Origin of the sequence: Sinorhizobium sp. M4_45 (assembly GCF_002885915.1) — a bacterium.
GTDB lineage: Bacteria > Pseudomonadota > Alphaproteobacteria > Rhizobiales > Rhizobiaceae > Sinorhizobium > Sinorhizobium meliloti_A.
Window position 1 is genome coordinate 490,143 of record NZ_NWVE01000003.1, and the last position, 25,674, is coordinate 515,816.

At 62.1% G+C, this 25,674-nt stretch carries 30 protein-coding genes; 17 read left to right on the forward strand and 13 right to left on the reverse strand.

Annotated features, from left to right (window positions below; all coding sequences use genetic code 11):
* Nucleotides 1–67: 67 nt before the first annotated feature.
* From cyoD to cyoA, 4 genes are read right to left on the reverse strand one after another with little or no spacing between them, the layout of a single operon-like run.
* Nucleotides 68–469: a cytochrome o ubiquinol oxidase subunit IV gene (gene cyoD, locus CN933_RS12550; protein ID WP_102761690.1), complete on the reverse strand. Its 402-nt coding sequence runs from the start codon at nucleotides 467–469 to the stop codon at nucleotides 68–70.
* Nucleotides 466–1,098, reverse strand: a complete 633-nt coding sequence (gene cyoC, locus CN933_RS12555; protein WP_102761691.1) for a cytochrome o ubiquinol oxidase subunit III — start codon at nucleotides 1,096–1,098, stop codon at nucleotides 466–468. The genes cyoD and cyoC overlap by 4 nt, the downstream gene beginning before the upstream one ends.
* Nucleotides 1,095–3,104, reverse strand: a complete 2,010-nt coding sequence (cyoB, locus tag CN933_RS12560; RefSeq protein WP_102761692.1) for a cytochrome o ubiquinol oxidase subunit I — start codon at nucleotides 3,102–3,104, stop codon at nucleotides 1,095–1,097. The genes cyoC and cyoB overlap by 4 nt, the downstream gene beginning before the upstream one ends.
* 37 nt (nucleotides 3,105–3,141) lie before the next feature.
* Entirely contained in the window at nucleotides 3,142–4,302 is a 1,161-nt protein-coding gene (cyoA, locus tag CN933_RS12565; RefSeq protein ID WP_102761693.1) for a ubiquinol oxidase subunit II, read from the reverse strand.
* A 298-nt stretch (nucleotides 4,303–4,600) separates the two neighbouring features.
* Between cyoA and CN933_RS12570 the strand changes: the two genes are divergently transcribed.
* The 3 genes from CN933_RS12570 (at nucleotide 4,601) to CN933_RS31495 (ending at nucleotide 6,704) form a co-directional block, all read left to right on the forward strand.
* Nucleotides 4,601–5,941: an MFS transporter gene (locus tag CN933_RS12570; RefSeq protein WP_102761694.1), complete on the forward strand. Its 1,341-nt coding sequence runs from the start codon at nucleotides 4,601–4,603 to the stop codon at nucleotides 5,939–5,941.
* Nucleotides 5,942–6,143: 202 nt separating this feature from the next.
* The gene (locus tag CN933_RS12575; RefSeq protein WP_003526298.1) at nucleotides 6,144–6,332 is read left to right on the forward strand and encodes a DUF3008 family protein; all 189 of its coding nucleotides are present in this window, start codon (nucleotides 6,144–6,146) and stop codon (nucleotides 6,330–6,332) included.
* A 213-nt stretch (nucleotides 6,333–6,545) separates the two neighbouring features.
* Complete coding sequence (locus CN933_RS31495) at nucleotides 6,546–6,704, forward strand: hypothetical protein (RefSeq protein ID WP_018099036.1); 159 nt, start codon at nucleotides 6,546–6,548, stop codon at nucleotides 6,702–6,704.
* Nucleotides 6,705–6,742: 38 nt separating this feature from the next.
* On the opposite strand, the gene CN933_RS12585 is transcribed toward CN933_RS31495, so the two are convergent.
* Complete coding sequence (locus CN933_RS12585; RefSeq protein WP_018099035.1) at nucleotides 6,743–7,264, reverse strand: sigma-70 family RNA polymerase sigma factor; 522 nt, start codon at nucleotides 7,262–7,264, stop codon at nucleotides 6,743–6,745.
* A 232-nt stretch (nucleotides 7,265–7,496) separates the two neighbouring features.
* On the opposite strand from CN933_RS12585, the gene CN933_RS12590 reads away from it, so the two are divergent.
* The 4 genes from CN933_RS12590 to CN933_RS12610 all read left to right on the forward strand — a co-directional run bounded on the left by CN933_RS12590 (nucleotide 7,497) and on the right by CN933_RS12610 (nucleotide 9,201).
* Nucleotides 7,497–7,778, forward strand: a complete 282-nt coding sequence (locus CN933_RS12590) for a DUF1236 domain-containing protein (protein ID WP_018099034.1) — start codon at nucleotides 7,497–7,499, stop codon at nucleotides 7,776–7,778.
* Between the two features lie 132 nt (nucleotides 7,779–7,910).
* Complete coding sequence (locus CN933_RS12595; protein WP_102761696.1) at nucleotides 7,911–8,174, forward strand: hypothetical protein; 264 nt, start codon at nucleotides 7,911–7,913, stop codon at nucleotides 8,172–8,174.
* Between the two features lie 296 nt (nucleotides 8,175–8,470).
* Nucleotides 8,471–8,947, forward strand: a complete 477-nt coding sequence (locus tag CN933_RS12605) for a CBS domain-containing protein (RefSeq protein WP_018099032.1) — start codon at nucleotides 8,471–8,473, stop codon at nucleotides 8,945–8,947.
* Complete coding sequence (locus CN933_RS12610; protein WP_018099031.1) at nucleotides 8,941–9,201, forward strand: DUF982 domain-containing protein; 261 nt, start codon at nucleotides 8,941–8,943, stop codon at nucleotides 9,199–9,201. The genes CN933_RS12605 and CN933_RS12610 overlap by 7 nt, the downstream gene beginning before the upstream one ends.
* Before the next feature lie 29 nt (nucleotides 9,202–9,230).
* Here the strand turns inward: CN933_RS12610 and CN933_RS12615 are convergent, their stop codons facing one another.
* The 7 genes from CN933_RS12615 to CN933_RS31500 form a co-directional block, all read right to left on the reverse strand.
* Nucleotides 9,231–9,533 (reverse strand): DUF6074 family protein, encoded by a 303-nt coding sequence (locus CN933_RS12615; RefSeq protein WP_018099030.1) that lies wholly within the window; start codon nucleotides 9,531–9,533, stop codon nucleotides 9,231–9,233.
* A 399-nt stretch (nucleotides 9,534–9,932) separates the two neighbouring features.
* Entirely contained in the window at nucleotides 9,933–10,715 is a 783-nt protein-coding gene (locus CN933_RS12620; RefSeq protein ID WP_102761698.1) for an SDR family oxidoreductase, read from the reverse strand.
* The gene (locus CN933_RS12625) at nucleotides 10,712–11,083 is read right to left on the reverse strand and encodes a hypothetical protein (protein ID WP_164866837.1); all 372 of its coding nucleotides are present in this window, start codon (nucleotides 11,081–11,083) and stop codon (nucleotides 10,712–10,714) included. The genes CN933_RS12620 and CN933_RS12625 overlap by 4 nt, the downstream gene beginning before the upstream one ends.
* Nucleotides 11,084–11,186: 103 nt before the next feature.
* The gene (locus CN933_RS12630) at nucleotides 11,187–11,609 is read right to left on the reverse strand and encodes a low affinity iron permease family protein (RefSeq protein ID WP_102761700.1); all 423 of its coding nucleotides are present in this window, start codon (nucleotides 11,607–11,609) and stop codon (nucleotides 11,187–11,189) included.
* 157 nt (nucleotides 11,610–11,766) lie between these two features.
* Entirely contained in the window at nucleotides 11,767–12,015 is a 249-nt protein-coding gene (locus tag CN933_RS12635) for a DUF982 domain-containing protein (RefSeq protein ID WP_013850416.1), read from the reverse strand.
* The gene (locus CN933_RS12640) at nucleotides 11,993–12,274 is read right to left on the reverse strand and encodes a DUF982 domain-containing protein (protein WP_003526277.1); all 282 of its coding nucleotides are present in this window, start codon (nucleotides 12,272–12,274) and stop codon (nucleotides 11,993–11,995) included. The genes CN933_RS12635 and CN933_RS12640 overlap by 23 nt, the downstream gene beginning before the upstream one ends.
* A gap of 109 nt (nucleotides 12,275–12,383) precedes the next feature.
* Nucleotides 12,384–12,635: a DUF982 domain-containing protein gene (locus CN933_RS31500; protein WP_180980712.1), complete on the reverse strand. Its 252-nt coding sequence runs from the start codon at nucleotides 12,633–12,635 to the stop codon at nucleotides 12,384–12,386.
* A gap of 354 nt (nucleotides 12,636–12,989) precedes the next feature.
* On the opposite strand from CN933_RS31500, the gene CN933_RS12650 reads away from it, so the two are divergent.
* The 4 genes from CN933_RS12650 (at nucleotide 12,990) to CN933_RS12665 (ending at nucleotide 17,960) form a co-directional block, all read left to right on the forward strand.
* The gene (locus tag CN933_RS12650) at nucleotides 12,990–14,087 is read left to right on the forward strand and encodes a DUF475 domain-containing protein (RefSeq protein WP_018099027.1); all 1,098 of its coding nucleotides are present in this window, start codon (nucleotides 12,990–12,992) and stop codon (nucleotides 14,085–14,087) included.
* Between the two features lie 206 nt (nucleotides 14,088–14,293).
* Nucleotides 14,294–14,638, forward strand: coding sequence for a hypothetical protein (locus tag CN933_RS12655; protein WP_102761764.1), 345 nt, complete (start codon nucleotides 14,294–14,296; stop codon nucleotides 14,636–14,638).
* Nucleotides 14,639–14,895: 257 nt separating this feature from the next.
* Nucleotides 14,896–16,644: a type I secretion system permease/ATPase gene (locus tag CN933_RS12660; RefSeq protein WP_018099025.1), complete on the forward strand. Its 1,749-nt coding sequence runs from the start codon at nucleotides 14,896–14,898 to the stop codon at nucleotides 16,642–16,644.
* Nucleotides 16,641–17,960, forward strand: a complete 1,320-nt coding sequence (locus CN933_RS12665) for an HlyD family type I secretion periplasmic adaptor subunit (protein ID WP_102761702.1) — start codon at nucleotides 16,641–16,643, stop codon at nucleotides 17,958–17,960. Before CN933_RS12660 ends, CN933_RS12665 begins: the two co-directional genes overlap by 4 nt.
* A gap of 44 nt (nucleotides 17,961–18,004) precedes the next feature.
* Here the strand turns inward: CN933_RS12665 and CN933_RS12670 are convergent, their stop codons facing one another.
* Entirely contained in the window at nucleotides 18,005–18,778 is a 774-nt protein-coding gene (locus CN933_RS12670; protein ID WP_102761703.1) for a GntR family transcriptional regulator, read from the reverse strand.
* Nucleotides 18,779–18,990: 212 nt separating this feature from the next.
* Here CN933_RS12670 and CN933_RS12675 point away from each other — a divergent pair, with 212 nt between their 5' ends.
* From CN933_RS12675 to CN933_RS12700, 6 genes are all read left to right on the forward strand, one after another.
* A complete protein-coding gene (locus CN933_RS12675) occupies nucleotides 18,991–20,376 on the forward strand; it encodes a 6-phospho-beta-glucosidase (protein WP_102761704.1) in 1,386 nt (461 codons plus the stop codon).
* Nucleotides 20,367–21,302, forward strand: a complete 936-nt coding sequence (locus CN933_RS12680; protein WP_102761705.1) for a carbohydrate kinase family protein — start codon at nucleotides 20,367–20,369, stop codon at nucleotides 21,300–21,302. The genes CN933_RS12675 and CN933_RS12680 overlap by 10 nt, the downstream gene beginning before the upstream one ends.
* 35 nt (nucleotides 21,303–21,337) lie before the next feature.
* On the forward strand, nucleotides 21,338–22,600 hold the full coding sequence (locus CN933_RS12685; protein ID WP_102761706.1) for an ABC transporter substrate-binding protein: 1,263 nt from the start codon (nucleotides 21,338–21,340) through the stop codon (nucleotides 22,598–22,600).
* 90 nt (nucleotides 22,601–22,690) lie between these two features.
* The gene (locus CN933_RS12690) at nucleotides 22,691–23,803 is read left to right on the forward strand and encodes an ABC transporter ATP-binding protein (protein WP_102761707.1); all 1,113 of its coding nucleotides are present in this window, start codon (nucleotides 22,691–22,693) and stop codon (nucleotides 23,801–23,803) included.
* Nucleotides 23,800–24,693, forward strand: coding sequence for a carbohydrate ABC transporter permease (locus CN933_RS12695; protein ID WP_102761708.1), 894 nt, complete (start codon nucleotides 23,800–23,802; stop codon nucleotides 24,691–24,693). Before CN933_RS12690 ends, CN933_RS12695 begins: the two co-directional genes overlap by 4 nt.
* Nucleotides 24,694–24,703: 10 nt before the next feature.
* Complete coding sequence (locus CN933_RS12700; RefSeq protein WP_102761709.1) at nucleotides 24,704–25,579, forward strand: carbohydrate ABC transporter permease; 876 nt, start codon at nucleotides 24,704–24,706, stop codon at nucleotides 25,577–25,579.
* Nucleotides 25,580–25,674: the final 95 nt, after the last annotated feature.

Below are 25,674 nucleotides of genomic sequence, written 5' to 3' on the forward strand. Positions count from 1 at the left end.
GCCGGCGCCTTCTCCCCGCAGGCGGTCGCAGGCGGGGAGAGGGTCCAGTGAGGGGCGAAGCTCCGCTTCACGGCATGTTCTTCATCATTTCCGGGCTCATCGGCATCATGTTCGTGTTCAGGTGATGCATGACCCAGAGCGATCCGGAAAGCGCGATGGCGACGAGAAGGATCGTGAAGATCAGCGCCATCATCGTCCAGCCGCCTTCCGAGCGGGTGTTCATGTGCAGGAAGAAGATCATGTGGACGACGATCTGGACGGCCCCGAGAGCCATGATGATCGTGGCGGTGAGGACGGCGCTGTCGAGAACGTCGGCCATTACCAGCCAGAAGGGGATCGCGGTCAGGATGACGGAGAGGACGAAGCCGGTCACGTAACTCTTCAGCGTTCCGTGTCCCGCGTCGTGACCATGGCTGTGGCCATGATGGGCCTCGAAAGCGTCCTCGTGCGAAGGTGCGTGCGTACTCATCCGAGAACTCCCATCAGATAGACGAAGGAAAAGACGCCGATCCAGACGACGTCGAGGAAGTGCCAGAACATCGAAAGGCACGTGAGGCGGCGCTTGTTTTCCGGGATCAGCCCGCGCTTTGCGACCTGCGCCATGAGCACGAACATCCAGACGATGCCGGCGGTCACGTGCAGACCGTGCGTGCCGACGAGCGTGAAGAAGGAGGACAGGAAGGCGCTGCGCTGCGGTCCGGCGCCCTCATGGATCAGATGCGCGAATTCGTAGAGCTCGAGCCCGACGAAGGCGATGCCGAAGAGCGCGGTGACCGCCATCCAGGCGAGCGTCGCTTTTTTCTCGTAGCGTTCCATCGCCAGCATGGCGAAGCCGTAGGTGATCGAGGAAAAAAGCAGCATCGACGTGTTCACCGCGACGAGCGGCAGGTCGAAGAGATCGGCGGGCGAGGGGCCTGCGGCATAGTTGCGGCCGAGAACCGCATGGGTGGCGAAGAGAACCGCGAAGATCAGGCAGTCGCTCATCAGATAGAGCCAGAAGCCGAGCATCGTGCTCCCTTCGGGGTGATGTTCCTCCGTCAGGTAGAAGGTCGGCGCCTCGTCCGCATCACGCGCGCGTTCGGTACGGAACTCGGTCATGCTTGCACCTCGGCGGCAAGCACTTCTGTGCGCTTGCCCTCTGTGTCGGCGACGACGTTTGCAGGAATGTGGAAGTCGCGGTCATAGTTGAAGGTGTGACCGACGGCGATCACCACCATGGCGACGAAGGAGAGGATCACCAGCCACCACATGTACCAGACCATGGCGAAGGCGAAGACGACGCTGATCGCCCCGAGGATGACGCCTGTGCCGGTGTTCTTCGGCATGTGGATCGGCTTGAAGCCTGCAAGCGGCCGGCTGTGGCCGCGCTTTTTCATGTCCCACCAGGAGTCCTGATCGTGGACGAGCGGGGTGAAGGCGAAATTGTAATCCGGTGGTGGCGAGGCGGTCGACCATTCGAGCGTGCGCCCGTCCCAGGGGTCGCCGGTCGTGTCGCGCAGTTCTTCGCGCCTGACGAAACTGACGACGAGCTGGATCAGCATCGACAGGATGCCGAGCGCGATCAGGAAGGCGCCGAAGGCCGCGATGACGAACCAGATCTGCAGCGAGGGATCCTCGAACTGGCTGACGCGGCGCGTGACCCCCATGAGCCCGAGCACGTAGAGCGGCATGAAGGCGAAGTAGAAGCCGGTCAGCCAGAACCAGAAGGACATCTTGCCCCAGAACGGATCGAGCCTGAATCCGAAAGCCTTCGGGAACCAGTAGACGACGCCTGCCATCAGCCCGAAGACGACGCCGCCTATGATGACGTTGTGGAAGTGGGCGATGAGGAACAGCGAATTGTGCAGCACGAAATCGGCAGGCGGAACGGCAAGCAGAACGCCGGTCATGCCGCCGAGCACGAAGGTCACCATGAAACCGAGGGTCCAGAGCATCGGCACCTCGTAGCGGATGCGGCCGCGATACATGGTGAAGAGCCAGTTGAACATCTTCGCTCCGGTCGGGATCGAGATGATCATCGTCGTGATTCCGAAGAAGGCATTGACGCTCGCACCCGAGCCCATGGTGAAGAAGTGGTGCAGCCAGACGATGTAGGAGAGGATGGTGATGACGACCGTTGCATAGACCATCGAGGCATAGCCGAAGAGCCGCTTGCCGCAGAAGGTCGCGACGACTTCCGAGAAAATGCCGAAGGCCGGCAGGATGAGGATGTAGACCTCCGGATGGCCCCAGATCCAGATGAGGTTGACATACATCATCGGATTGCCGCCGAGGTCGTTGGTGAAGAAGTTCGTGCCGGCGTACCGATCGAGCGTAAGCAGCGCCAGCGTCGCGGTCAGCACCGGGAAGGTGGCGACGATCAGCACGTTGGTGCAGAGCGAGGTCCAGGTGAAGACCGGCATCTTCATCATCGTCATCCCGGGGGCGCGCATCTTCACGATGGTGGCGATGAGGTTTATCCCCGACAGGGTCGTTCCGATGCCGGCGACCTGCAGGCCCCAGATGTAATAGTCGACCCCGACGCCGGGGCTGTAGTCAGCGCCCGACAGCGGCGGATAGGCAAGCCATCCGGTCCGCGCGAACTCGCCGACGAAGAGCGAGAGCATGATGATGATCGCGCCGGCCGTCGTCATCCAGAAGCTGAAATTGTTGAGGAAGGGGAAGGAGACGTCGCGGGCGCCGATCTGCAGCGGCACGACGAAGTTCATCAGCCCCGTCACGAAGGGCATCGCCATGAAGAAGATCATGATGACCCCGTGTGCGGTGAAGACCTGGTCATAATGATGCGGCGGCAGGTAGCCTTCCGAGCCGCCGAAGGCCATCGCCTGCTGCAGCCGCATCATGATCGCGTCGGAAAATCCGCGCAGCAGCATCACCAGCGCGAGGATGATGTACATGATGCCGATCTTCTTGTGGTCGACGCTCGTCAGCCAGTCGCGCCAGAGCGTCCCCCAGAAGCGGTAATAGGTGATGAGCCCGATCAGCGCGATGCCGCCGAGCGCGACCGCGAGAAAGGTCACGACGAGGATCGGCTCGTGATAAGGGATTGCGTCGAGGGTAAGCCGGCCGAAGATGAGCTTCAGAAAATCTGGATCGGAGAACATGGGAAACCTGTTCAATCGTTGGCGCAACGCGCCGTGTTCAATGGTTGAGCTGCGGCGGTGCCGGATCGCTCTCATGGTTCATGCCCGGCATCGAGTGTCCCTCGTGTCCCCCCATGGGCATATCGTGCTGCATCGACTCCTCTTCGCCGGTGCCCTGCGGCTCCTGCTGGCTGCGCGCAGGTGTGCCCGTTGCCGGGTGCGTTGCGGCCGGCGCTCCTTCCGCAAGGGAATGCCTGTTGTCGTATTCCAGCTTTTTCCGGTTCTCGGCGCTCTCCTTGCCGGCGCCCCCCATCATGTCGATGTGCATCATCTCCTCCATGCACATCTTGCCGGGTGCGACGCATAGGTTGAGGATTGCCCGATACAAGCCGTCCTCGACCGCGGCGTAATAGCGGACCGGCTCCCTTTCGCTCGGCTTTTCGAGCTTCAGATAGGCGTCGCGGTTGAGCGCGGTCCCCTGCGCCTTCACCCGCGCCACCCAATCGTCGAAGCCCTGCCGGTCGAGCCCGTGGAACTTGAAACGCATGTGGGAGAAGCCGTCGCCACTGTAATTGGCCGAGAAGCCTTCGTATTCGCCCGGCTTGTTGATCACCGCGTGGAGCTTCGTTTCCATGCCCGGCATCGCATAGATCTGGCCGGCAAGGGCCGGAATATAGAAGGAGTTCATCACCGAGGAAGCGGTGATCTTGAAGTGGATCGGAACGTCGACTGGGGCTGCGAGCTCGTTGACGGTCGCGACCCCGAGGTCGGGATAGAAGAACAGCCATTTCCAGTCGAGCGCCACGACCTCGACGGTCAGCGGTCTGGCGTCCGCGGGTATCGCCCTTTCCGCATCCAGCCGGTCGAGCGGCCGATAGGGGTCGAGCTTGTGCGTGCTGATCCAGGTGATCGCCCCGAGCGCGATGATGATCGCAAGCGGTGCCGACCAGATCACCACCTCGAGCGCCGTCGAGTGGTGCCACTCCGGATCGTAGGTGGCGCTGGTGTTGGACCGGCGATACCGCCAGGCGAAGAAGAGCGTCAGGAATACGACCGGGACGATGATCAGCAGCATGAGGAACGTCGATATGACGATCAGATCGCGTTGCTGCGCAGCGATATCGCCGGACGGCGACATCACCACCATGTCGCATCCCGCGATCACGAAGAACAGCGGCAAAACGGCGAGGCGGCGGGAAAACTTCAACAGTTCTGGCACGGCTCGAAGCTCTATTTGTTTCGACGGCTCTGCGACTAAAGTAGAGTGGATGGGAAAGGTATGAGGTCGATGGTCGCACTGCAGCAATCCGCCGCAGTCGTTTTGCGGCGCAGCATCTTCCGCCGCTTGCAGGTAGTGAGGACGTGAAACGCAATATTTCGCGTTTCTCCCCTTGATATGAGCGGTTGATTGGTCAAGATCCCTCCAAGGGGGCCTTGCGCTCTCACCTTGAGAGTACGAGCGGGTGCGGCGGAACACCGCATGTTCCTAGCCCCCGTGCGAGCGCGGGAGGCGTTTAATGAGCAGTGCAATGCAACAGTCCCTGGGACCGTCGTCTTCTTCGATGGAGCGCGACGCGCGGCGCATTCACGACGACACCTCCGTATCTGCCGGCAATATCGCCATCGGCGTGGTTATCGGCCGGGCAGCGGAATTCTTCGACTTCTTCGTCTATGGCATCGCCTCGGTGGTCGTCTTTCCGCAGCTCTTCTTTCCTTTCGCCCCGGATCGGCTGACGGCAACGCTCTACTCCTTCGCCATTTTTTCGCTTGCCTTCGTTGCAAGGCCGGTCGGTTCGCTGGTCTTCATGGCCATCGACCGCACTTACGGCCGAGGCGTCAAGCTGACGATCGCTCTTTTCCTCCTCGGCGGCTCGACGGCATCGATCGCCTTCCTGCCGGGCTATGCGACACTCGGCGCCTGGTCCATCGCGCTGCTTGCCGTCTTTCGTCTCGGTCAGGGATTTGCGCTTGGTGGCGCCTGGGACGGGCTCGCCTCGCTTCTCGCTCTGAACGCGCCGCAGCACCATCGCGGCTGGTACGCGATGATTCCGCAGCTGGGCGCGCCCCTTGGCTTCATGCTCGCCAGCGCCCTCTTCGCCTATTTTCTCGTTTCGATTTCCGAGGCGGACTTCCTAGCCTGGGGTTGGCGCTACCCGTTCTTCGTAGCCTTTGCGATCAATGTCGTCGCGCTGTTCACGCGCCTGCGGCTCGTCATGACGAAGGAATTCGGAACGCTGCTCGACATGCACGAGCTTCAGGCGGCCCGGGTCACGGAAGTGCTCAGGGCAAATGGAGGCAACGTCCTCATCGGCGCCTTCGTCCCGCTTGCAAGCTTCGCTCTCTTCCATCTGGTGACCGTATTTCCGCTCAGCTGGGTGGAAATCTACACGGATCACGGCGCAAGTTCGTTCCTGATGGTGCAGTTCCTCGGCGCGGTCTGCGGCATCCTCGCCATCGTCGCTTCCGGGCTGATTGCCGATCGCATCGGCCGGCGCAATCACCTCGGAATTTGTGCGGTCCTGATCGCGATTTTCAGCTTCGTCGCCCCGATGCTGCTCCAGGCTGGCGCCACCGGTCGCGACGTCTTCGTGATCGTCGGTTTCACGATCCTCGGCCTCTCCTTCGGCCAGGCCGCCGGAGCCGTCGCGTCGCGCTTCGGCAAGGCGTACCGCTATACGGGGGCGGCGCTCACCTCGGACCTGTCCTGGCTGATCGGCGCAGGCTTTGCGCCGCTGGTGGCACTAGGGCTGACCAGCCGCTTCGGGCTCGCCTTCGCGGGCTACTATCTTCTCTCCGGCGCTCTTTGCACGGTCCTCGCGCTGGTCTTCAGCAAGAAGCTCGAGATCGACAACGAATAGAGCGAAGGAGAGAGGGTCGGAAAGCCCCTTCGTTTCCGTCCCGCCATGCACCCCCGAGCTTCCGTCATTGTTTCCGCTTGAACCGTAAAGCTGGCTCGAGCGGCGGAACATAATCGAGTCTCGCCGGTTCCGGCAGCGACGCGTGCGGGAGCGAACTCCGTGCATTGCGGTGAGTGCCATGCACCGAAAGGAGAAAGGAGCCATGCCTGCAAAATCGAAGGCGCAGCAGAAGGCTGCCGGCGCGGCCCTTGCCGCCAAACGAGGCGAAAAGAAGAAGAGCGAACTCAAGGGCGCCTCCAGGGGCATGGAAGAGTCCATGACCGAGAAGGAACTCGAGGAAATGGCATCGACCAAGCGCAAGGGAAAGAAGGAACACGTCTCGGACAAGTAACCGCGCATGCTGAAAGCGCATTGCGCTTGCGGAACGCGTCGGTAAACGGTATTCGGGCCGAGGTATAAAGTTCCCGGTTTGCCCACACGGTCGGAAGAATGTTTCAGCTCACCATGGCTGTAGCCCTTTCACGCCCGCCGTTTTGATGATGTACAGCGCCGAGCGGGAACAATATTCTGTAGCAGGATCCGGGTCGTGGTTAAGGACGGGCGAATGGACGATAGCAGGGTTTCCGCGGATGCGGACGCGGAAAAAGCCGTTGATGAGCGGATTGCGTCGCTCGTCCAGAAGATGCGCAAGGAAGCAGTCCCGGAGCGACTTCTCGAACTGGCGCGGGAGTTGCAAAAGGCCCTTGACGAGCGGAAGCGCTGACCGGAAGCCGGTTTGCTCTCGTTGAGCCGCTCGTCCGCTCAGTTCAGCGGATTGCCGTGCATTTGCGCCGTCAGTTCGTCACGTGCCCGGCTGAGCCGGCTCTTGATCGTACCGATCGCGCAGTCGCATATGTCAGCGGCTTCCTTATAGCTCATGCCGAATCCGGCAACGAGCACGAGGACCTCGCGGTGCTCCGGTGAAAGAGCCCCAAGCGCGCTGCGCAGCTCGCCGTTGAGGACGGACCACTCCTGCGACGGCGCCGTTGGAATCGGCAATTCGGCGCAATTGGTGCTCCCCGGGCTTTCCCGCGTGCGGATCTTGTACTGAGTACGAAATGCATTTCGCATGATCGTGAACAGCCAGGACTTGAGGCTCGTACCGGGCTCGAACTGCTCGATGCTTCTTAACGCCCGGAACAATGTCTCCTGAACGAGGTCGTCGGCCTCGAACGACGCTGACGTGAACGTTCGAGCGAACGCCCGCAGAGCGGGAATCAGATCGACGACTTGCTCCTCAAGCAGCGGTGATTGTTGCGATGCGTGACCGCCGATAGCAGGCATGTCGAATATTGCCCTTCTGCCTATGAAGATTTCTCTAGGTGACGTTGGGAAATGCCTTTCCGGCCCTTTGGTTCCTGAGAGGCGGGGGATATTTCCCCGACACGCTCAATGCGGCATCTGATCGCGCGGCCGTACACCGGGAGAGATCTCCACCGCTCGACCACGGGAACCAAAAGCGACATTACCAGTTTGAGTGGTCTAGGGACATTCAGTTGAGTGGAAGGAGAACGCCATGAAGAGATTTGCATCTATGACTGCCGCACTGCTTTTGATCGGTTCATCGGCCGTCGCGCAGACGACAGTCGTCCTGCCGGGCGAAGTGAGAACCTATGTGATGGAGCAGAACACGCCTTCTATCACCTATGAAGGCGAGATTGTCGTCGGGCAACCGATTCCGGAAACAGTGGAGATCCACACGATCCCGGACCAGCCCGATTTTGCCTATGCGATCGTCAACGAAAAGCGCGTCGTGGTAAATCCGAAGACGCACACGGTCGTGGAAGTCTTGGAGTAGCATTGCGTCTCTGACGGAGACGCGGCGCTGGAGGTGCGCAGCATGCATGCGCAAGTCTGCTTCGTGCGGCTCCTGTCCCTGAATCACGAGCGTGGCGGTATGCGCCGCCACGCAAGCCGTTGAGGGCGATAGATGGAAAATCAAAGCATCGAGTTTCGCCTGGCGGCGCACAGAGAAATCCTCGTTGCCGTTCTATCCGCGCTTTACCGCCACAAGGACGTCTGGGCGGAAATCAACCGCGCCCTGGAAGAGGTGCCCATCGTTCAGGATCATGAGGAAGATCCCGGCGTCGTACCCTCGGAAGCCTTTGCCAGGCAGAACGCCATGACGTCGGAAATCGCTTCCATCCTGCAGGATGCGAGGGACCGAACGGATCTGGACCCTGAGCCGCCTTGAGACGCCTGCCGGGGCAATTAAACCGGAACCCCTTCTACCTTCGTGCGTTAATCGAAAGGCTGCGTTTTCAGCCCCCGCATGTCCACGCAAGAGAAGGGAGCGTATCGTGCGCGTTCGACTGAAACAGAAGCGTCCGAACTTTGCCCGGCCGCCTGAAAATCCAAATCCGAAGAAATCCGGGCGGAATACCTGGCAACCTCAGGTCATTGGCCCTTACCGTGTCGACCTCACTCCAAAGAAGTCGACCGCAGATGAGGTGGCAATTCCGGCCTCGATCAATGGGAGGAGCCTCATCGATGGCCGGCCATGAGGACAAGATGGTCCGTGTGCGGGACGTAATGTCTCGACAGGTTTTCACCGTTTCTCCCACCGATACGGCGCAGTCCGTCGCCCGGCTCATGGCCGAGACAGGGGTTGGCGCGGTGCCGGTGGAAACGCCGGGTGTCGGAACGATCCTCGGGATCGTCACCGATCGGGATATCGTTACCTCCGTTGTCGCGCAGGGGCTGTCCAGTTCCACGGCCGTGTTCGAGTTCATGACAGTCGCTGCCGAATCCTGCGAGGAGGACGACAGCCTCCTGCTTGCCGCCCAGAAAATGCACGACCTGCGCATCCGGCGCCTCGTCGTCGTCAACGGGAAGCGACACGCGGCCGGTATCGTGGCTCTTGCGGACATCAGCCGGGTCAATCCGGAACTCGGCGGTCTCGTTCTCGAGGGAATCAACCGGCCCGCGCCCGTCGATAACCAACTTGAAGGAATGTCGACATGCTGACGCAGGATCGCCTCTGGAGCGAGGCGGTGATTCTCGAGGCCGGTGAGAACCGCGTCCTACGGGTACAGAGCACCCGCGACGCTTTTCTTTGCCTCAAAAATCACTGGCCGGTTGCCGACGGAGACGCAAAGCGCGAGGCCTTTGCAGCATGCGAGCGCGTGATCGACGGCGATGACGAGCCCGATGTCGCACGTGCCGCCTTCATCAAGGCCGCCGAGGAAGCGCAGTTCAGCGTACACAGCTGGACCGGGTGATTTAATCCGGCGTTACAAAGATCGAGGCATCATGGGCGGCTGTCGGAGCGGTTCCGGGCCGCAGGCTCCTGATAGCGTTCGGCGATAGCAATCTGGACTTCCGCCTGGAACGCGAGGACCTCGTTTCGTATATCGTCCTCCCGTAGACCCAGTGCGGAAAGCTGCTCGGCGAGCTTTCGGCACTCGCTCTTCCAGTAGTGGACGGCAGCGGGCCCGTGTATCAGATCGAGTTCGCGTGCGCAGCGCTCGACATCGCCTGCGCGTGCCGCCAAAGGAAACGCGACCACTTCGCCGCCCCGGACCATGGCTCGTTCACCAAACTCAGCTGCCATCGAATCACCCCACGTTCATCACCAGCCACCTCTATCGGCTAGATGGTTAACGATTCATTCGCCGCCATCGCTTGCCCTCGTCGGCGGTATCGTCCGGGAAAATACGGACGCGACAACATTATTCGGTGCGAAGGGAACAAACGCATCGCTGCACGGTTTGATAGTCGGACCGCGTGGAATCAAGTTCCCTCTCCGCAAAGCCCCTACGGATCCACGCGCTCCTCAATAATAACGAACAAAATACTGGGCCCCGCCGCCCCGGGCGGGGCCCTTTCCTGTGCGGCTTTGCGTGTGGAAGTGTCGCGAGGGGAACGCATCTCGGGCGAGACCGGGAAAGACGGCCGGCGAGCGAGCGCGGAACGCATTCTTGTCGATCATGATCGGTGACGAGGGGAGGGACTATCGCAGCAGGCCCTGGCCGCCGTCGATCCAGACGGGGCTTCCGGTCACGTGGCGCGCGCGCTCGGAGACGAGAAAACGGATAAGCTCCGCCACGTCTTCGCTGCGTCCCGGTTGCCCGTCGGTGATAGGCACCTGCCCCTCCGGCCATTCGACGGGAATTGCCGTTTCCGCTTCGTGGCGCAGCTTGGTGTTCTCGTTGATGTTCGTCTCGATCTCGCCGGGGCAAACGGCGTTGACCCGGATGTGGTGCTTGCCGAGCTCCAGCGCCAATTGCTGAACGATCGCGACCTGCGCCGCCTTCGTGGCAGTGTAGGCCGTGGCGCCCGGTGTCGTGAAGGTGCGGGTGCCATTGATCGACGAAACGACCACGATGGCGCCGCCTCCGCGCTGTTTCAGGTAGGGGACCGTCAAATGCAGGGTCAGGAACGTGCCGCGCAGGTTGACGGCGATCGTCTCGTCCCATTCGAAAGGCTTCAGGTCATCGATCGGCGCCCAGACGCCGTTGATGCCGGCATTGGCGACGACGATATCCAGTTGGCCGAACTTGAGCACGAGATCTCTGACTGCGTTGCGCATCTGCAGCTCGTCGGAGATATCCGCCTCCAGCGCGATCGCCTGTCCGCCGGCACCGACGATCTCATCGGCGACTTCCTCCACCTCCATGCGGGTGCGCCCCAGCGCTCCTACCTTCACGCCGTCTGCGGCAAGCGCAAACGCGGTGGCTCGGCCGATGCCGGACCCGGCACCGGTGATCAAGGCGACGGGCGAGGACTGGTTCATGGCTGGCCGTTCTTCGCGCGGTCGGTCGGGATGGTGGAAACCGTAACGGATACCGGATCGCTGGCGGGGAATGTGTCCTCGAGGCCCTCGTCGAGCTGCCTTTCCATTTCATCCGTGTCTTTCGCGCCGCGTGCGCTGCGGTGGATTTTCGAGGTCTCCTGGGACTCCTCGATCGCGCTGCAATCGGCAGACGCGAACTCACGCATGACGGCTTGCGCCTTTTCGATGGCGTTGAGCCGATTGAGGTTCGCGGCCGCGTCGTTGCGCATCGTGACCGAAACGATCTCGCCGCCGTCGCCGACGAATTCGACCGTGAAGCCGGCTTTCCCGGCCTGTTCGGGGATCACCTGTGTACCTACAAGATGCATATGGCACCTCCTCGCTCGCTGCGGCGCTTCCATGCCGCATTGGGTTATGCGGTTGCCCGCCATTCGTCAGGCAAACGGATGCGGTGTGTTTTGGTTCCGACGCCTAGCTCCGGACCGGCGGCCGCCGGCTGAGAACGTCCGCGACCTTTTCCCGAAGCGTATGATCGTCTTCGTCGTGAGCGTGCTGCTGGAGTATCTCGCCCAGGCGTTTCAGCTCTTTCTCGTCGAGCCTTTCAATGCCTACGTAACGGTTCTCAGCCGAGCTGGTCAGAATGAGCTCGTCGAGCTTCGTCTGAAGCGCCCGGCCGTCCCGGTTCTGCGTGTTCTGAAGGACGAAGACCATCAGGAAGGTGACGATCGTCGTGCCGGTATTGACGACGAGTTGCCACGTCTGGGAGAAACCGAAGATCGGACCTGTGAGGGCCCATACGGCTATCAATACAAGGGCGAGGACAAAGACGGCGGGGCGCCCGGCATACTCCGCCACCGTACTTGCAAACCTGCTGAAACCATTGGCCTTTGGCATCGGATATCCCACGTTTGTTGATCCGCTGATCAACACGCAAGCAGGCGAAGAGTTCCCATTCGACGCCAAGCTCCGTCTGGCGCGCAACGCTTCGTAGGCACGTTGAATCGGGGGTGCGCGGGAAGCCGCAGGCGGTGTCCTCCCGCTCATATATCGGTCAGCTTACGATATTGACCTGCGCCTCTTTCGCGGCAGCGACGAAGGCCGCCCGCGCGACATAGGCGGGGGACTCGCGTTCGAGCACCGCCATGCAGATGTCGATTGCCGCCTGGTAAGCCTGGCCGTGGCTGACCGGCCACCGCTTCGTCAGCAACTCGACCGCCTGTCGGGTGTTCGACACCATGTGGATCTGCGGATCATCGGGCATCCGCACGGGGACGCATTCATTCCAAGGGCCGGGGTCCATGACCTTCCTCCTGCAGCGGCACGACCGTCAGAAAGGCCTCCCGCAAAGCGGCGATGAAAGCAGCCCGCGCATCTTCCGGCCTCTTTCTGCGCTTGAGCGCCGCATTGCATGCACGGATGGCACAACCGTAATAGGCGCCGTCCCGCACCGGCCATTCGCTTTGCAGGCAGTGCATCGCGTCGAGCGGGCCGACAACCGTGCGGCACCTGCCGTCGAGCATGTTGATATTGACGGGCTTGCTCCATGGAATCTCGTACATCGTTCTTCCTCGCCCAATCCGAAGGCCGCCAGCACCGCGCCTCCCGCGTCCCACTCCGAAACTCGATCGACCGCGTCTTTCGACGCGTTGGAATCTGAATTGTCCTGGTCTAATGGCTGCGGATCGAAATATGTGCCTCTTCCGCTGCCTTTATAAACGCCCTGCGGGCCCTTTCGGTCTTTACCTTGCCGTCCAGAGCCTGGAGGCATACGCGCTTGGCTGCGGCCAGGGCCGGGCCATCCCGGCGCGGCCATCGCTGCAACAGGCATTCTACGGCCTCGCGCGTGCTTTTCACGTCGCGATATTTGCCCTCGGTTCCGAGTTTCAATTCGACACTCTTATCCCACCAGAAACAATGCATGACGCTAGCCTCGCGGGGTTGTTGCCGGCTGGAAATGAAACTTGGGAAACGGGCTTTTGGTTCCGCTGCGAGCACGCGCCTGCCCCTTGACGCAAGGCGCGGCATCGCTAAGTAAGAGACGTCCCGCTCTTGGACATCGGAATGCGGGATGAACATTGGTGCCGGGCCCCTCTGGCGAGAGTTTACGGCGCTCTCGTGATGTCGGTACCGCCAGCAAGTCACGCCGGCGGATATAGCTACCATGAAAACTGATCTCATGCCTCACGCATGTGCCCATACGGCCGTGCGTTTTTTCGTCTCCGGAAATCTCCCTTTCGCCCACGCTTCCACAGCGCGTGGAGGGGAGGTTCGCCCATGACCGGATCCAGCACACAGACAACCGCCCTCGGTTATTTCAAATGGGCGTTCATCGTTACGGCTGCCGGGCTTTTGCTCGGCGGATGGCTCGGCTGGCAGTCGACCGGCACCATCGGCGGAATGATGACGGTGTTCTTCATCTGCACCGTGCTTGCCGTCCTGGAAATCTCGTTGTCCTTCGACAACGCCATCGTCAATGCCAACAAGCTCAAGGACATGACTCCCGTCTGGCAGCAACGCTTCCTGACCTGGGGCATCCTCATCGCCGTTTTCGGGATGCGTATCGTCTTTCCGCTGCTGATCGTGGTCATCGCCGCGGGTATCGGTCCGATCGATGCCGTAATTCTCGCAGCCGCCCGGCCCGAGGAATATTCCCGGATCATGCACGAGGCGCATCTGCCGATCGCCGCATTCGGCGGTACGTTCCTGATGATGGTCGGTCTCACCTATTTCTTCGATCATGAGAAGGACGTTCACTGGATTGCATGGCTGGAGAGCCGGATGGCACGCTTTGCGACCATCAAAGGCGTCGAAATTGCCTTCGTGCTGGCGCTCATACTCGGCTTTTCGAGGCTGCTCGAAGCGGAAGAAGCCGTGGTCTTCGTTCATGCCTGCGTTTACGGCCTCCTCACCTTCCTGGCCGTCGAGGTGATCGGCGGTCTGCTCGACGCCTCGCAGCAGACGATGAGCGCCGCGGCGAAGGGGGGCTTCGGGGCTTTCCTTTATCTGGAAGTGCTCGACGCCAGCTTTTCCTTCGACGGGGTGATCGGCGCTTTCGCTTTGACCCAGAACCTTTTCATCATCGCCATCGGGCTCGGCATCGGGGCGATGTATGTCCGCTCCATGACGATCATGCTGGTCGAGAAGGGCACGCTCAGTGAATACCGTTACCTGGAGCACGGCGCTTTCTACGCTATCCTGATCCTTTCAGTGGTCATGTACTTCCAGACGCTGATCCACATTCCCGAAGTCATTACCGGCCTCGGCGGGGCGGGCCTCATCGGTCTTTCGCTCTGGTCTTCGATCCGGCACAACAGGCGGGAAATGGAGCAGGTCGAGGGCGACACGGGCGGGCGCAGACGCCTCGAGGCCTGAGCCAAGCACGGGTCATTGGATCCATCCGGCCGAAAGGTCTCATCAGGACGAGGAACGACCCGGCGGATATTCCGCCGGGTCGTTCCTTTTCGTGCGCCGCATTTTCTCCCGCCTTGCCGGAAAAGTGCCAAAGTCTTGGGCAATTGGGGCCGGCCCTGCCGGCCGCGAGTCCCTGCGCCGTCGGGCTGAAGAAATTGCGCGGAGGAATGCTTGTGAACGCCAGTCCGAACGATCTTGCCCTGATTGCGGTAATGCGCCGGTATTTTTCGCTGAAGGAGGAGGCGGGCGCCTTGAAGGGGCGGCTCGAGGCCGCCCGCAGGAGCGCCGGCGACGAGATAGGCCGCTTCTATGATCCGCGCACCAATGCGACGCACGCGGACGAGATCCTCGCATGGCATCGGCTCCGGCGGGAAATGGATGAACTGATGAGCCTTGCCGCGACATGGGGAAGGGGCGGCAGCATCGAGGGAAGCCCTCTGGCAGCGGCGGTCGAGCCCATCCCTCCGACCGTATCCGCCCCTCTGGCGGAGGCCGCAGCTTCGATGGAGTGATGGCGCGAGTGCCGGCGGCAAAGCGCGGGATTCGCAGTGACCGGTAGTCAATTAAGCAAGTTTGGCGTACATCATTATATTTTCGGGAACAACTCTTCCTTGCGAGCTTTGGAAGTATGAGCCGGCACGATCCAGACAACGGGACAAAAAAGCGTCGATGCGGATGGCCGGTCTGCGGTGTTCGGCGGCGGATGAAGAGAAAAGGAGCCGCATGCACCTGAAACCCGATAGCGAGATATCAGCCGGTGCCTGAGTTCATGGCTACATCCAAGGGCAGGAATGCCGATCCAGCCGCCGCACTTCGCGATTGCCGGGCGGCCTTTATCGGCGTCGGCATCGCCAGCGCGCTCGTCAATCTTCTCTATCTCACCGGTTCGTTCTTCATGCTCGAAGTCTACGACCGGATCCTGCCGAGCCGCAGCATTCCGTCGTTGATTGCCCTCTCTCTCCTCGCGCTGTTGCTCTATGCCTTTCAGGGAGCCTTCGAGCTCATCCGCGGGCGGATGCTGGTGCGCATCGCCGGCGCCCTCGACGAGAGCCTGAACGGACGCATCTACCGCGCCATCGTGAAGGCGCCGTTGAAGCTCAGAATGCAGGGAGACGGCCTCCAGGCGCTGCGCGACTTCGATCAGGTCCGGTCGTTCCTGTCGGGCGTCGGTCCGGCCGCGCTCTTCGACCTGCCCTGGCTGCCTTTCTACATCGCGATTTGCTTTCTTTTTCACCCGGTCATCGGGTTGATCGCGATCATCGGCGGGTTGATCCTGACGTTGCTCACCTATCTCACCAACCGCGGCACGCAGGCGCCTGCCAAGAAAGCGTCCGAAGCCGGAGGGCTGCGCAACGCCTTCGCTCAGGCGTCCCAGCGCAATGCCGAAGTGGTGCATGCCATGGGCATGTCCGCGCGGCTCACCGCGCTGTGGGAGCGCCGCAATACGGAATTCCGCGACGAGAACCGGCGTACGTCCGACATCGGCAACGGCTATGGCGCGTTGTCGAAGGTTTTCCGCATGGCGCTGCAATCCGGCGTTCTGGCGGCCGGCGCCGTTCTGGTGATCCGCGGCGAAGCTTCGCCCGGCATCATTATCGCCGGCTCGATCCTGACGGCCCGGGCTCTTGCGCCCGTGGAACTTGCGATCGGCAACTGGCGCGGTCTTGTCGCGGCACGTCAGAGCTGGCAGCGTCTCAAGGAATTGCTCAAAGCCCTGCCGGAGGCCGACGCGCCGCTCCAGCTTCCGGACCCGCGCGAACGCCTCACGGTCGAGGGGCTGGCAAGCGGTCCGCCTGCGGCACAGCGCCTCATCGTCTCTGATGTGAACTTCACCGTCCGTGCCGGCGGAGCCGTCGGCGTGATCGGCCCGAGTGCCTCGGGAAAATCGTCTTTGGCGCGCGCCATCCTCGGAATCTGGCCCGCCTATCGCGGTTCCGTTCGGCTCGACGGCGCGGCGCTCGACCAGTGGGACAGCGACGCGCTCGGCAAACATGTCGGATACCTGCCGCAGGACGTGGAACTGTTCGCCGGGACGATCGCGCAGAACATCTGCCGCTTTGCCGAAGACGCGACATCGGAGGCGATCGTCGCCGCCGCGAAGGCGGCGCGTGTCAACGATCTGATCCTGCGCCTGCCGAACGGCTATGACACCGAGATCGGCGATGGCGGCATGACGCTTTCGGCCGGCCAGCGTCAACGGGTGGCTCTGGCGAGGGCCCTTTACCGCGATCCCTTCCTCGTCGTTCTCGACGAGCCGAATTCCAATCTCGATGCGGAGGGCGAGCAGGCGCTCAGCGAAGCGATCATGAGCGTGCGCAGCCGCGGCGGCATCGTCATCGTCGTCGCCCATCGGCCGAGCGCGCTTGCAAGCGTCGATCTCGTGCTGATGATGAACGAGGGTCGCATGCAGGCCTTCGGGCCGAAGGAGCAGGTTCTCGGCCAGGTGCTTCGCCCGCAACAGGTGGAGCGACAGAATGCCCTGAAAGTCGTTACGGAAGGGCAGGAGGCGAAGCAATGAAGGGCTGGATCCAGCAGCAGAAGCCGACTGCACGGCGGTCGCTCTCCCGCCATTTGATCGGCGTCTCGGTCCTTGCGCTCGCCCTCGTTGCCGGCGTCGGCGGCTGGGCAGCGACGACGGAGCTGTCGAGCGCCATCGTTGCCGGCGGCGTCGTGATCGTCGACGACAACGTCAAGAAAGTCCAGCATCTGACCGGTGGCATCGTCGGCGAACTCCTGGTCAAGGAAGGCGATCGGGTCGAGGCGGGTCAGGTGCTGATCCGCCTGGACGGTACGACCGTGCGCGCCAATCTGGCGATCATCGAAAGCACGCTGGCGCAGTTCTACGCCCGACGCGCCCGGCTGCAGGCGGAGCGGATCGGCGCCGCATCCTTCGAAATCGAGGAGGATCTTGCCGAGTTCATCCCCGGCACGGCGGCGGCGAAGCTCATAGAGGGCGAACAGCGGCTCTTTGACAGCCGCCGGTCGGCGCTTTCCGGCATGAAGGGACAGCTCGAATCGAGAAAGGCGCAGCTCGCCGATGAGGTCGAAGGGCTCACGGTGCAGTTGAACGCGATCGAGGAGGCGCTGAAGCTGATTGCGGAGGAGCTGACCGGAGTCGATTCGCTTTTCGGCCAGGGGCTCGTGCCTATGCAGCGCGTAACGACGCTGAAGCGCCAGCGGGCGGAGCTGGAGGGTGGGCGCGGCAGGCACATCGCCGCCCGGGCCCAGGCGCGCGGCAAGTCGAGCGAGATCGACCTGCAGATCCTGCAGCTGGACGAGGACCGGCGCAGCGAGATATCGAAGGAACTGACGGACGTCGAGGCGAAGATCGCCGAATATGAGGAGCGCCGCACCGCCGCGACCGACCAGCTGCGCCGCCTCGATATCACCGCGCCGCTTCCCGGGCGCATTTACCAACTGGCGATCCATACCGTCAACGGCGTCATCAATCCTGGCGAAACGCTGATGCTTGTCGTGCCCGAGGCCGAGGACCTGACGGTCGAGGCAAAGGTAGCGACCCACGACATCGACCAGATCCGTGTCGGCCAGCCGGTCGAAATCCGCTTCAGCGCCTTCAACCAGCGCACCACGCCGGAGGTCGAAGCCGAAGTCGTGACCGTCGCTCCTGATCTCGTCACGGACGAGCGCACCGGCGCCAGCTACTACCCGCTGCGCATCCGGCCGAAAGCTGAGAGCCTCGCCAAGCTGAAGGGCCTTTCGCTCTATCCGGGCATGCCGGCCGAGGTGTTCATCAAGATCGCCGACCGGACGGTGATCTCCTATCTGATTAAGCCCCTTACCGACCAGATGCGGCATGCCTTCCGGGAAGATTGAGATCGGCGCCGGGCGGTATTGGACGTTTCCCGGAAGTGCTCTGGCTAGAAGCGCCGGTGCGACTGCCTAAGCGAAAGCGGATAGCGCGTCGGATGATAGGCTGCCGCGCTGATATTGACGGTACGGTTGTGATTGTCATAGGCGATCTGATCGAGCGTCAGGACGGCCGCCGGCCGCTCGAGTTGGAGCAGGGACGCCTCCAGGTCGGATGCAAGCCGCGCGCTCAAGGTCGATTGTCCGCGCGTCGGGACGATGCCGTAGCGGTTCTCGAATTCGCCGTAAAGCGACCTGTTCTCGACCGTCCAGTCGATGTCGAGAATGTCGGGCGCGAGCGAGGCGGAGAACCAGTCCCGCTGCACGACCACCGGTAAGTCGTCGAGAAGGCGCAGCCTCTCGAGAAAGACCACTTCGGCGCCGGTCGGCAGCGAAAGCGGTCTTGCGACCTCCGGTTCGGCCCGGACGATCTCCGCCTTGAGGAGCCGCATGCCGGGCTTGCGATTGTTTGCATGGGCCGTCTGGGTGAAGCTGCGAACGACTTCCAGTTCGTAAAACGGCGCGGGCGCTGTGACGTAGATGCCCTTTCCGGGCCGCGTCTGCAAGTAGCCGAGATTTTCGAGTTCCTTGATCGCCTGGCGCACGGTGATGCGGCTGACGCCGTAGGCGGCCACCAGCTCCCGCTCGGAAGGGAGCTTATCGTTCACCGACAGCTCGCGCCGCTCGATCATGCCTTTCAGTAGGTTTCGCAGCTGCGCGTAAAGCGCATCCGGATGGTTGCGATCGATTGGGCTTTCGTCCGGTAGGTTCGCTTGTCGTGCCATGCTCTCTTGTTTCAGCCGCCGGTTTCCGGATGTTCTTTTGCATTGCACCTGTCCGGACCGAAGACAAGTACCAAGCGGCTTTTCGGATCGCCGGCAGGCGCCGCTGACTACTCCGGCGATCGGCAGTGGAACCGGGAAAACGGCTTCTGCCCGAATTGACATAACTGGTTATATCCAGTAGCGATACCACGATCGGAACGGCGGAGTAAAGAATGAAACTGACCTTGATCGGCGGCGGCGGAGTCCGGGCACCCCTTTTTGTCGGTTCGGCGCTGAGGCGCGCGGAGAGAAGCGGCCTGACCGAGATCTGCCTGCAGGACATCAACGAGCGCAAACTCGAGCTTTTCGGGCGTATAAGCCAGGAACTGGCGCGGCGTATGCAGTCCCCGGTCCGGATCACCATGGCGGCCGACGCAGAACGCGCGCTCGACGGCGCGGCCTATGTGGTGACGACGGTTCGCCCCGGCAACGAGGATGGGCGTATCAAGGACGAGCGCATCGCCCTGGCCCACGGGGTGCTTGGTCAGGAAACCACCGGTCCCGGCGGGTTCGCCATGGCCCTTCGCAGCATTCCGGTCATTCTGAAATATGCCGAGATCCTGAAGAAGGTCAGTCCCGATGCGTGGCTGTTCAACTTCACCAATCCGGCGGGGCTCGTGACTCAGGCGCTGCAGAACGAGGGCTATCATCGTACCGTCGGCATCTGTGACGGGGCGAACGGTGCGCAGGAGGCGCTGGCGCACTGGCACAAGGTGCAGCAGAACGACGTGCGCTGCGAGGTCTATGGGCTCAACCATCTGTCCTTTACCAGGCGCGCGACGATCGACGGCAAGGAAGTCCTTCAGCCGCTGCTCGATGACGACGGCTTTCTTCGCTCCACCTCGCAGCGCATGTTCGATGCGAGCCTCATCAGAAGCCAGCGCAACTGGATCAACGAATATCTCTACTACTACTATTATGCGGAGAAGGCGGTCGAGGCGCTCAAGGCCGATGCACGCACGCGCGGCGAGGAGGTCAAGGACCTGAACGCAGCGCTGATCACGCGGCTTAGTGCGATGGATCTGAATACCGGCGCCGATGCGGCGCTCGCCGCCTATTACGCTTACGAGCGGCGTCGCAACGCCACCTATATGCATTATGCGCTGACGGACGCCCCCAGCATGGAAGAGGCCGACCGGCTGATCGAAGGCCTTGCCGCCGCGGAGACGGGAGAGGAGGGCGAGGGCTATGCCGGCGTCGCGCTCAATCTGGTCGATGCGCTTGAGACCGGCAAACCCTGCTATACCGGCCTCAACGTGCGCAACGAAGGCGCAATCGAAGGCTTGCGGGACGAAGATGTCGTCGAGGTGAGCTGCGTGGTCGATGGCGAAGGTATCCGGCCGCTGAAGATCGGTGCGATGCCGGAAGCGCAGTCGCAGCTCGTCCACAATGTGAAGCGCTACGAACGGCTGGCCGTGCGGGCGATCAGGGAACGCAGCCGCGATATTGCGGTCCAGGCGCTCATGGCTCACCCCCTTGTGCTTTCCTATTCGCGCGCCGTGCCTCTCGTCGATGAGTATCTGGCGGCACACGCCGAGTTCGCAGGGGAATGGTCGTGATCGGCGCCGGCCCCGGTTCGCGCAATGACGTGATGGTGGTCGGAGAATATTACTTCGACCTGATCTTCCGTGGCCTCCCGGAGGTGCCGAAGATCAGCGCCGATCTCTGGGCGGAGGAATTCGAGTGGGTGCCGGGCGCCGCCTATTCGACGGCGCTGGCATTCGCGCGGCTTGGAACGAGTGCCGGTTGGTGGTGCCAGTTCGGCAACGATATCTTCAGCCGCATGATCCTCGAGGAAGCGCGCCGCGAGAATATCGACGATCGCCTCTTCATCCATATCGACAGGCCGCTGCGCCGCGTGAGTGCAGCCTTTTCTTTCGCGCATGACCGCGGCTTCATCAGCTATGCCGAAGAGCCGGACCCCTTGCCGACGCCGGAGGATCTGGCGCGGATCAGGCCGCGCATACTGCTTCTGCAGGGGTTTTCGCTCGACAATGAAAGACGGCGCCTGATCGAGGCCGCGCGCGAACTCGGGATCACCGTCTGTTCGGACTGCCAGCATGTCGACTATCGGCTCTCGACGCCCGGAATGGAGGACATTCTGGGACTGATCGACGTCTTTCTGCCGAACGCATCGGAAGCGAAGGCGCTGACGGGCGAGGAGGACGTGGAGCATGCGCTGTCGTCGATCGCCCGCTTCTGCCCGACCGTCGTGATCAAGTGCGGAGCGGACGGAGCGATCGCATCCTCCAAGGGCCGGACGACCCGCGTGCCGGCGCTTGCCGTCGAGGTCTTCGATACGACCGGCGCAGGCGACAGTTTCAACGCCGGCTTCGTTCATGGGCTCCTCACCGAGCCCGACATCGGCAGCGCTATCGAACTCGGCGTGATCTGCGGCTCGCTGGCCGTGACGGGATATGGCGGCCGCAACCTGCCTTTCAAAGAGGATCTGATGAAATATCGGCGGCGGGAGGCCGCGATATAGCTTGCATTCACAAGCGAACAAACGAGGGAACGAACATGAAGCATATGTTGAAAACACTCGCAGGCATCACCGTTTTTGCCGTCGCATCGGCCTTTCCGGCAAAGGCGGACACCGTGTCGATGTTCTGTTCGGCGACCGATTACGAACTTTGCGAGAAGGCCGTCCAGAAATGGACGAAAGACACCGGGCACGAGGTGAAGCTCAACCGGATGCCGCAGAACCTCGACGACGCCATTCCGATCTATCAGCAATTGTTCGCGGCCCAGTCGTCCGACATGGACGTCCTCTATATCGACGTCATCTGGCTCGGAATGTTCAAGGATCATCTCCTCGATCTGACTTCTCTCGTACCCGAGAACGAGGTGAAGGCGCATTTCGCCTCTGCCGCGGATGCGGCGCGCCTCGACGGCAAGCTCCTGTCGATGCCCTTCTATATCGATACGGGCCTCATGTTCTACCGCAAGGACCTTCTGGAGAAATACGGCAAGCAGCCCCCGAAGACCTGGGATGAGCTGACGGCGACAGCCAAGGAGATCCAGGACGCGGAGCGCAAGGCCGGCAGCCCGGACATCTGGGGCTATTCCTGGCAGGGCAGGAGCTATGAGGGCCTGACATGCGATGCTCTGGAGTGGATCGCTTCCGCCGGCGGCGGCACCATTCTTTCCGACGACGGCGAGGTGACGATCAACAATCCGCAGACGGAGGCGGCGCTCACCCGTGCCCGCGGCTGGATCGGTACGATCTCGCCCGAGGGGGTCTTGAACTATGACGAGGAAAACTCACGTGCCCTCTTCGAGAGCGGCAATGCCGTCTTCCACCGCAACTGGCCCTATGTTTGGGGAACGTCGCAGGCCGAGGGTGGCAAGCTCGTCGGCAAGGTCGGAGTGAGCGCGCTTCCCGTCGGTGCGGACGGGCAGAAGTCGAGCGGCGCGCTCGGCACGGCCTATCTCGGCGTCTCCAAATATTCCAAGAAGCCGGAGCTTGCCGCGGAGCTGCTGCGCTATATGGTCGGCGCGGAAGATCAGAAGATGCGTGCGATCGAAGGCGGCTACAATCCGACCGTCGAGGCGCTCTACGAGGACGTCGATGTGCTGGCTAAGATCCCCTTCCTGGGCATGGCGAAGACCGCCTTCGAGGAATCGGTCGCACGTCCGTCGGCTGCGACAGGCAAGAACTATAACCGTGTTTCCCGCACCTTCTACCGGGCCGTACACGACATCATCTCCGGGAAGGACGATGTCGCCAAGGAACTCGCCGACCTCGAGCGCCGCCTCGAGCGCGACGTGAAGGCGAAATGACGAGAGCTCGCCCTCGGCCCGGCCGGGGGCGCCTCATCGAAACCGGCTGCGTTGGACGCGCTGCCGCGAAAGGCCTGGAAGGGAAATGGAATGGCTTCGGTCTCCCTGAAGAACGTCAGCAAGACCTTCGGCACCTATGACGTGATCCGCTCCATCGATCTCGAGATCGAGGACGGGGAGTTCGTCGTCTTCGTCGGCCCATCCGGTTGCGGGAAGTCGACGCTTCTGCGACTGATCGCCGGCCTCGTGCCGGTTTCCGGCGGCGACGTGTTTATCGGCGGCGACCAAGTGACGGACGTGCCGGCGTCCAAACGTGGACTGGCCTTCGTCTTCCAATCATACGCGCTCTACCCGCATATGAATGTGGCGCGAAACATCGGCTTTGCGTTGGAAACGGCGCGGCTCGGCAAGGATGAAATCCGTCGCCGTGTCGCCAGGGTCGCGGACATGCTGAAGATCGGTCACCTGCTCGAGCGTCGGCCGCGCCAGCTTTCCGGCGGTCAGCGGCAACGCGTGGCGATCGGCCGGGCGCTGGTCGGCCAACCGGAAGTCTTCCTCTTCGACGAGCCGCTTTCCAATCTCGACGCGGACCTGCGCATGGAAATGCGCTTCGAGATCGCCAAGCTGCACGCCGACGTCAAGACGACGATGATCTATGTCACCCACGACCAGACGGAAGCGATGACGCTCGCCGACCGGATCGTCATTCTCAACCACGGGCAGATCGAGCAGGTGGGGCGGCCGCGCGAGCTTTACGACCGGCCGGAAAATCGCTTCGTTGCCGGCTTCCTCGGCAGCCCGAGAATGAATTTCGCCCCGCTCGAAGCGACCGGCCCCGCCGCTACGGTTCTGAGGGGGGCTGGCGGCTTCGCCTACGCCGCAGAATATGCCGCGGCTGAAGGACGGCCTGCGGAAATCGGCTTGCGGCCGGAGGCTTTGAGGCTTGTCGGTGCCGACACGAAAGGCGCGATCCGCGGAACCTTCGAGCGGATCGAGGACCTCGGCTATGAATATGTCTGCTATGTGCGGCTCGCCGAGACGCTGGTCTGGACGGTTCGTTCGACGGGAAGTCCACCGCAAGTCGCCCCCGGCGACCCCGTCGGCCTGAGCTGGCAACCGGAAAGTCTCTATCTCTTCGGAGAGGATGGCCGGCGCATCGATCACCGCGCGAGCGTTCCATTGGCCCTTGGAGCCTCGTCGTGAACGCCGCCCGCCGGATGGAGCGGCAGCAACGCCGCACCGCATGGATATTCCTGCTTCCGTTGCTGCTGACGCTGGCGGCTGTGGCGATATGGCCGCTCGCCCGCAGCATTTTCTTCTCCTTCACCGACGCTTATCTCGATGCCCCTTCGGATTACGGATTCGTGGGTTTCGAGAATTTCGTGGAAGTTGCCGAAGACCCGGTGTTCTGGGGCGCGGTCAGCAACACGCTCGTCTTCACGCTGGTATCCGTCGGGTTGGAGACGCTTCTCGGACTTGCGATCGCCTTGCTCCTTCACCGCGCTTTTCCCGGCCGCGGCATCGTGCGGGCGGCGATCCTCATTCCCTGGGCGATGCCGATGGTCGTCTCGGCCCGGATCTGGGAATGGATGCTCAACGATCAGTTCGGCCTCATCAACAAGCTCCTGGTCGCGTTGGGACTCGTCGAAAAGGGCGTCGCCTGGACAGCCGATCCTTCGCTGATCCTCGGGACGGTGATCTTCATCGACGTCTGGGTGACGACGCCCTTCATGGTGCTCCTCATTCTTGCCGGCCTGCAACTGATCCCCGAGGAAATCTACGAGGCAGCGGACGTTTCCGGCGTGCCGCACTGGAAACGCTTCTGGTCCATAACCTTGCCGCTCGCGACGCCGGCGATCGGCGTCGCGATACTCTTCCGCGCGCTCGACGCGCTCCGCATGTTCGATCTGAGCTACGTGCTTGCGGCCAACAACGAAAACACGATGACGATGTCGATCTATGCGCGCGACCAGCTCATCAGCTTTCAGGACCTCGGCCTTGGAGCCGCTGCTTCCACCTGGGTGTTCATGATCATTGGGCTGATCGCCATCGTCATCGTCGGGCTTTTGCGCCTCGATCGGGCGACGGGCTGAGGGGGTATCGATGACGGTGAGCGCAGCCAGGACGAGACGCTATTCGAACGCGACGTACCGGACCTTGCGCCGCGTAAAGACGGCCGGACTCTATGCCGGCGTGGCGGCCGTCCTCGTCTACATGCTGTTTCCCTATTACTGGGCGATCGTCTCCTCGACCAAGACGGGGCAGGCGCTTTACCAGTTCACTCTGCTGCCGGCGCTCGATTTCAGCAACTACAGGCAATTGTTCGCCAACCCGGTATTCATGGGCGCGCTCGTCAATTCCGGCGTGGTCGCGCTTGTCAGCACGGCGATCTCCCTCGTCATCGGCATTCTTGCAGCTTACGCGCTCGGCCGCCTGCATTTTCCTCCGGGCCGCATCGTTCTGATCGCCGTTCTCATGATCTCGGTCTTCCCGCAAGTGGTGGTGCTTTCCGGAATGTTCGAGGTGATCGGATGGCTCGGGCTCTACAACCGGCCGTCGGCCCTGATCGTCTCCTATCTTATTCTCACTTTGCCCTTTACGACATGGATCCTGACGAGCTTCATCCGGGACCTGCCGAACGAATTGGAGGAGGCGGCGCTCATCGACGGCTGTTCGCGCCTGCGCATCCTCACCCATGTGCTGCTGCCTCTGATGGGGCCTGCGATTGCCAGCACCGGTCTGCTTTCGTTCATCCTCGCATGGAACGAGTTCCTTTTCGCGCTCACCTTCATCCTGACCGACGAGAACCGGACGGTTCCGGTCGCGATCGGCCTTCTGACGGGCAGCAGCCGCTATGAATATCCGTTCGGCCAGATCATGGCCGCGTCCGTCACGGTGACGCTGCCGCTGCTCGTTCTCGTCCTGATCTTCCAGCGCAAGATCGTGGCGGGGCTGACGTCCGGCGCCGTCAAGGGGTGACGAGCGCCGCCGCGTGCGGCGCCATGCGCCAAATTTGGCATGATCTATTTTCGTGATTGGACTTCCCGACCGGTTGGAGTCACGCTGATAAGGCC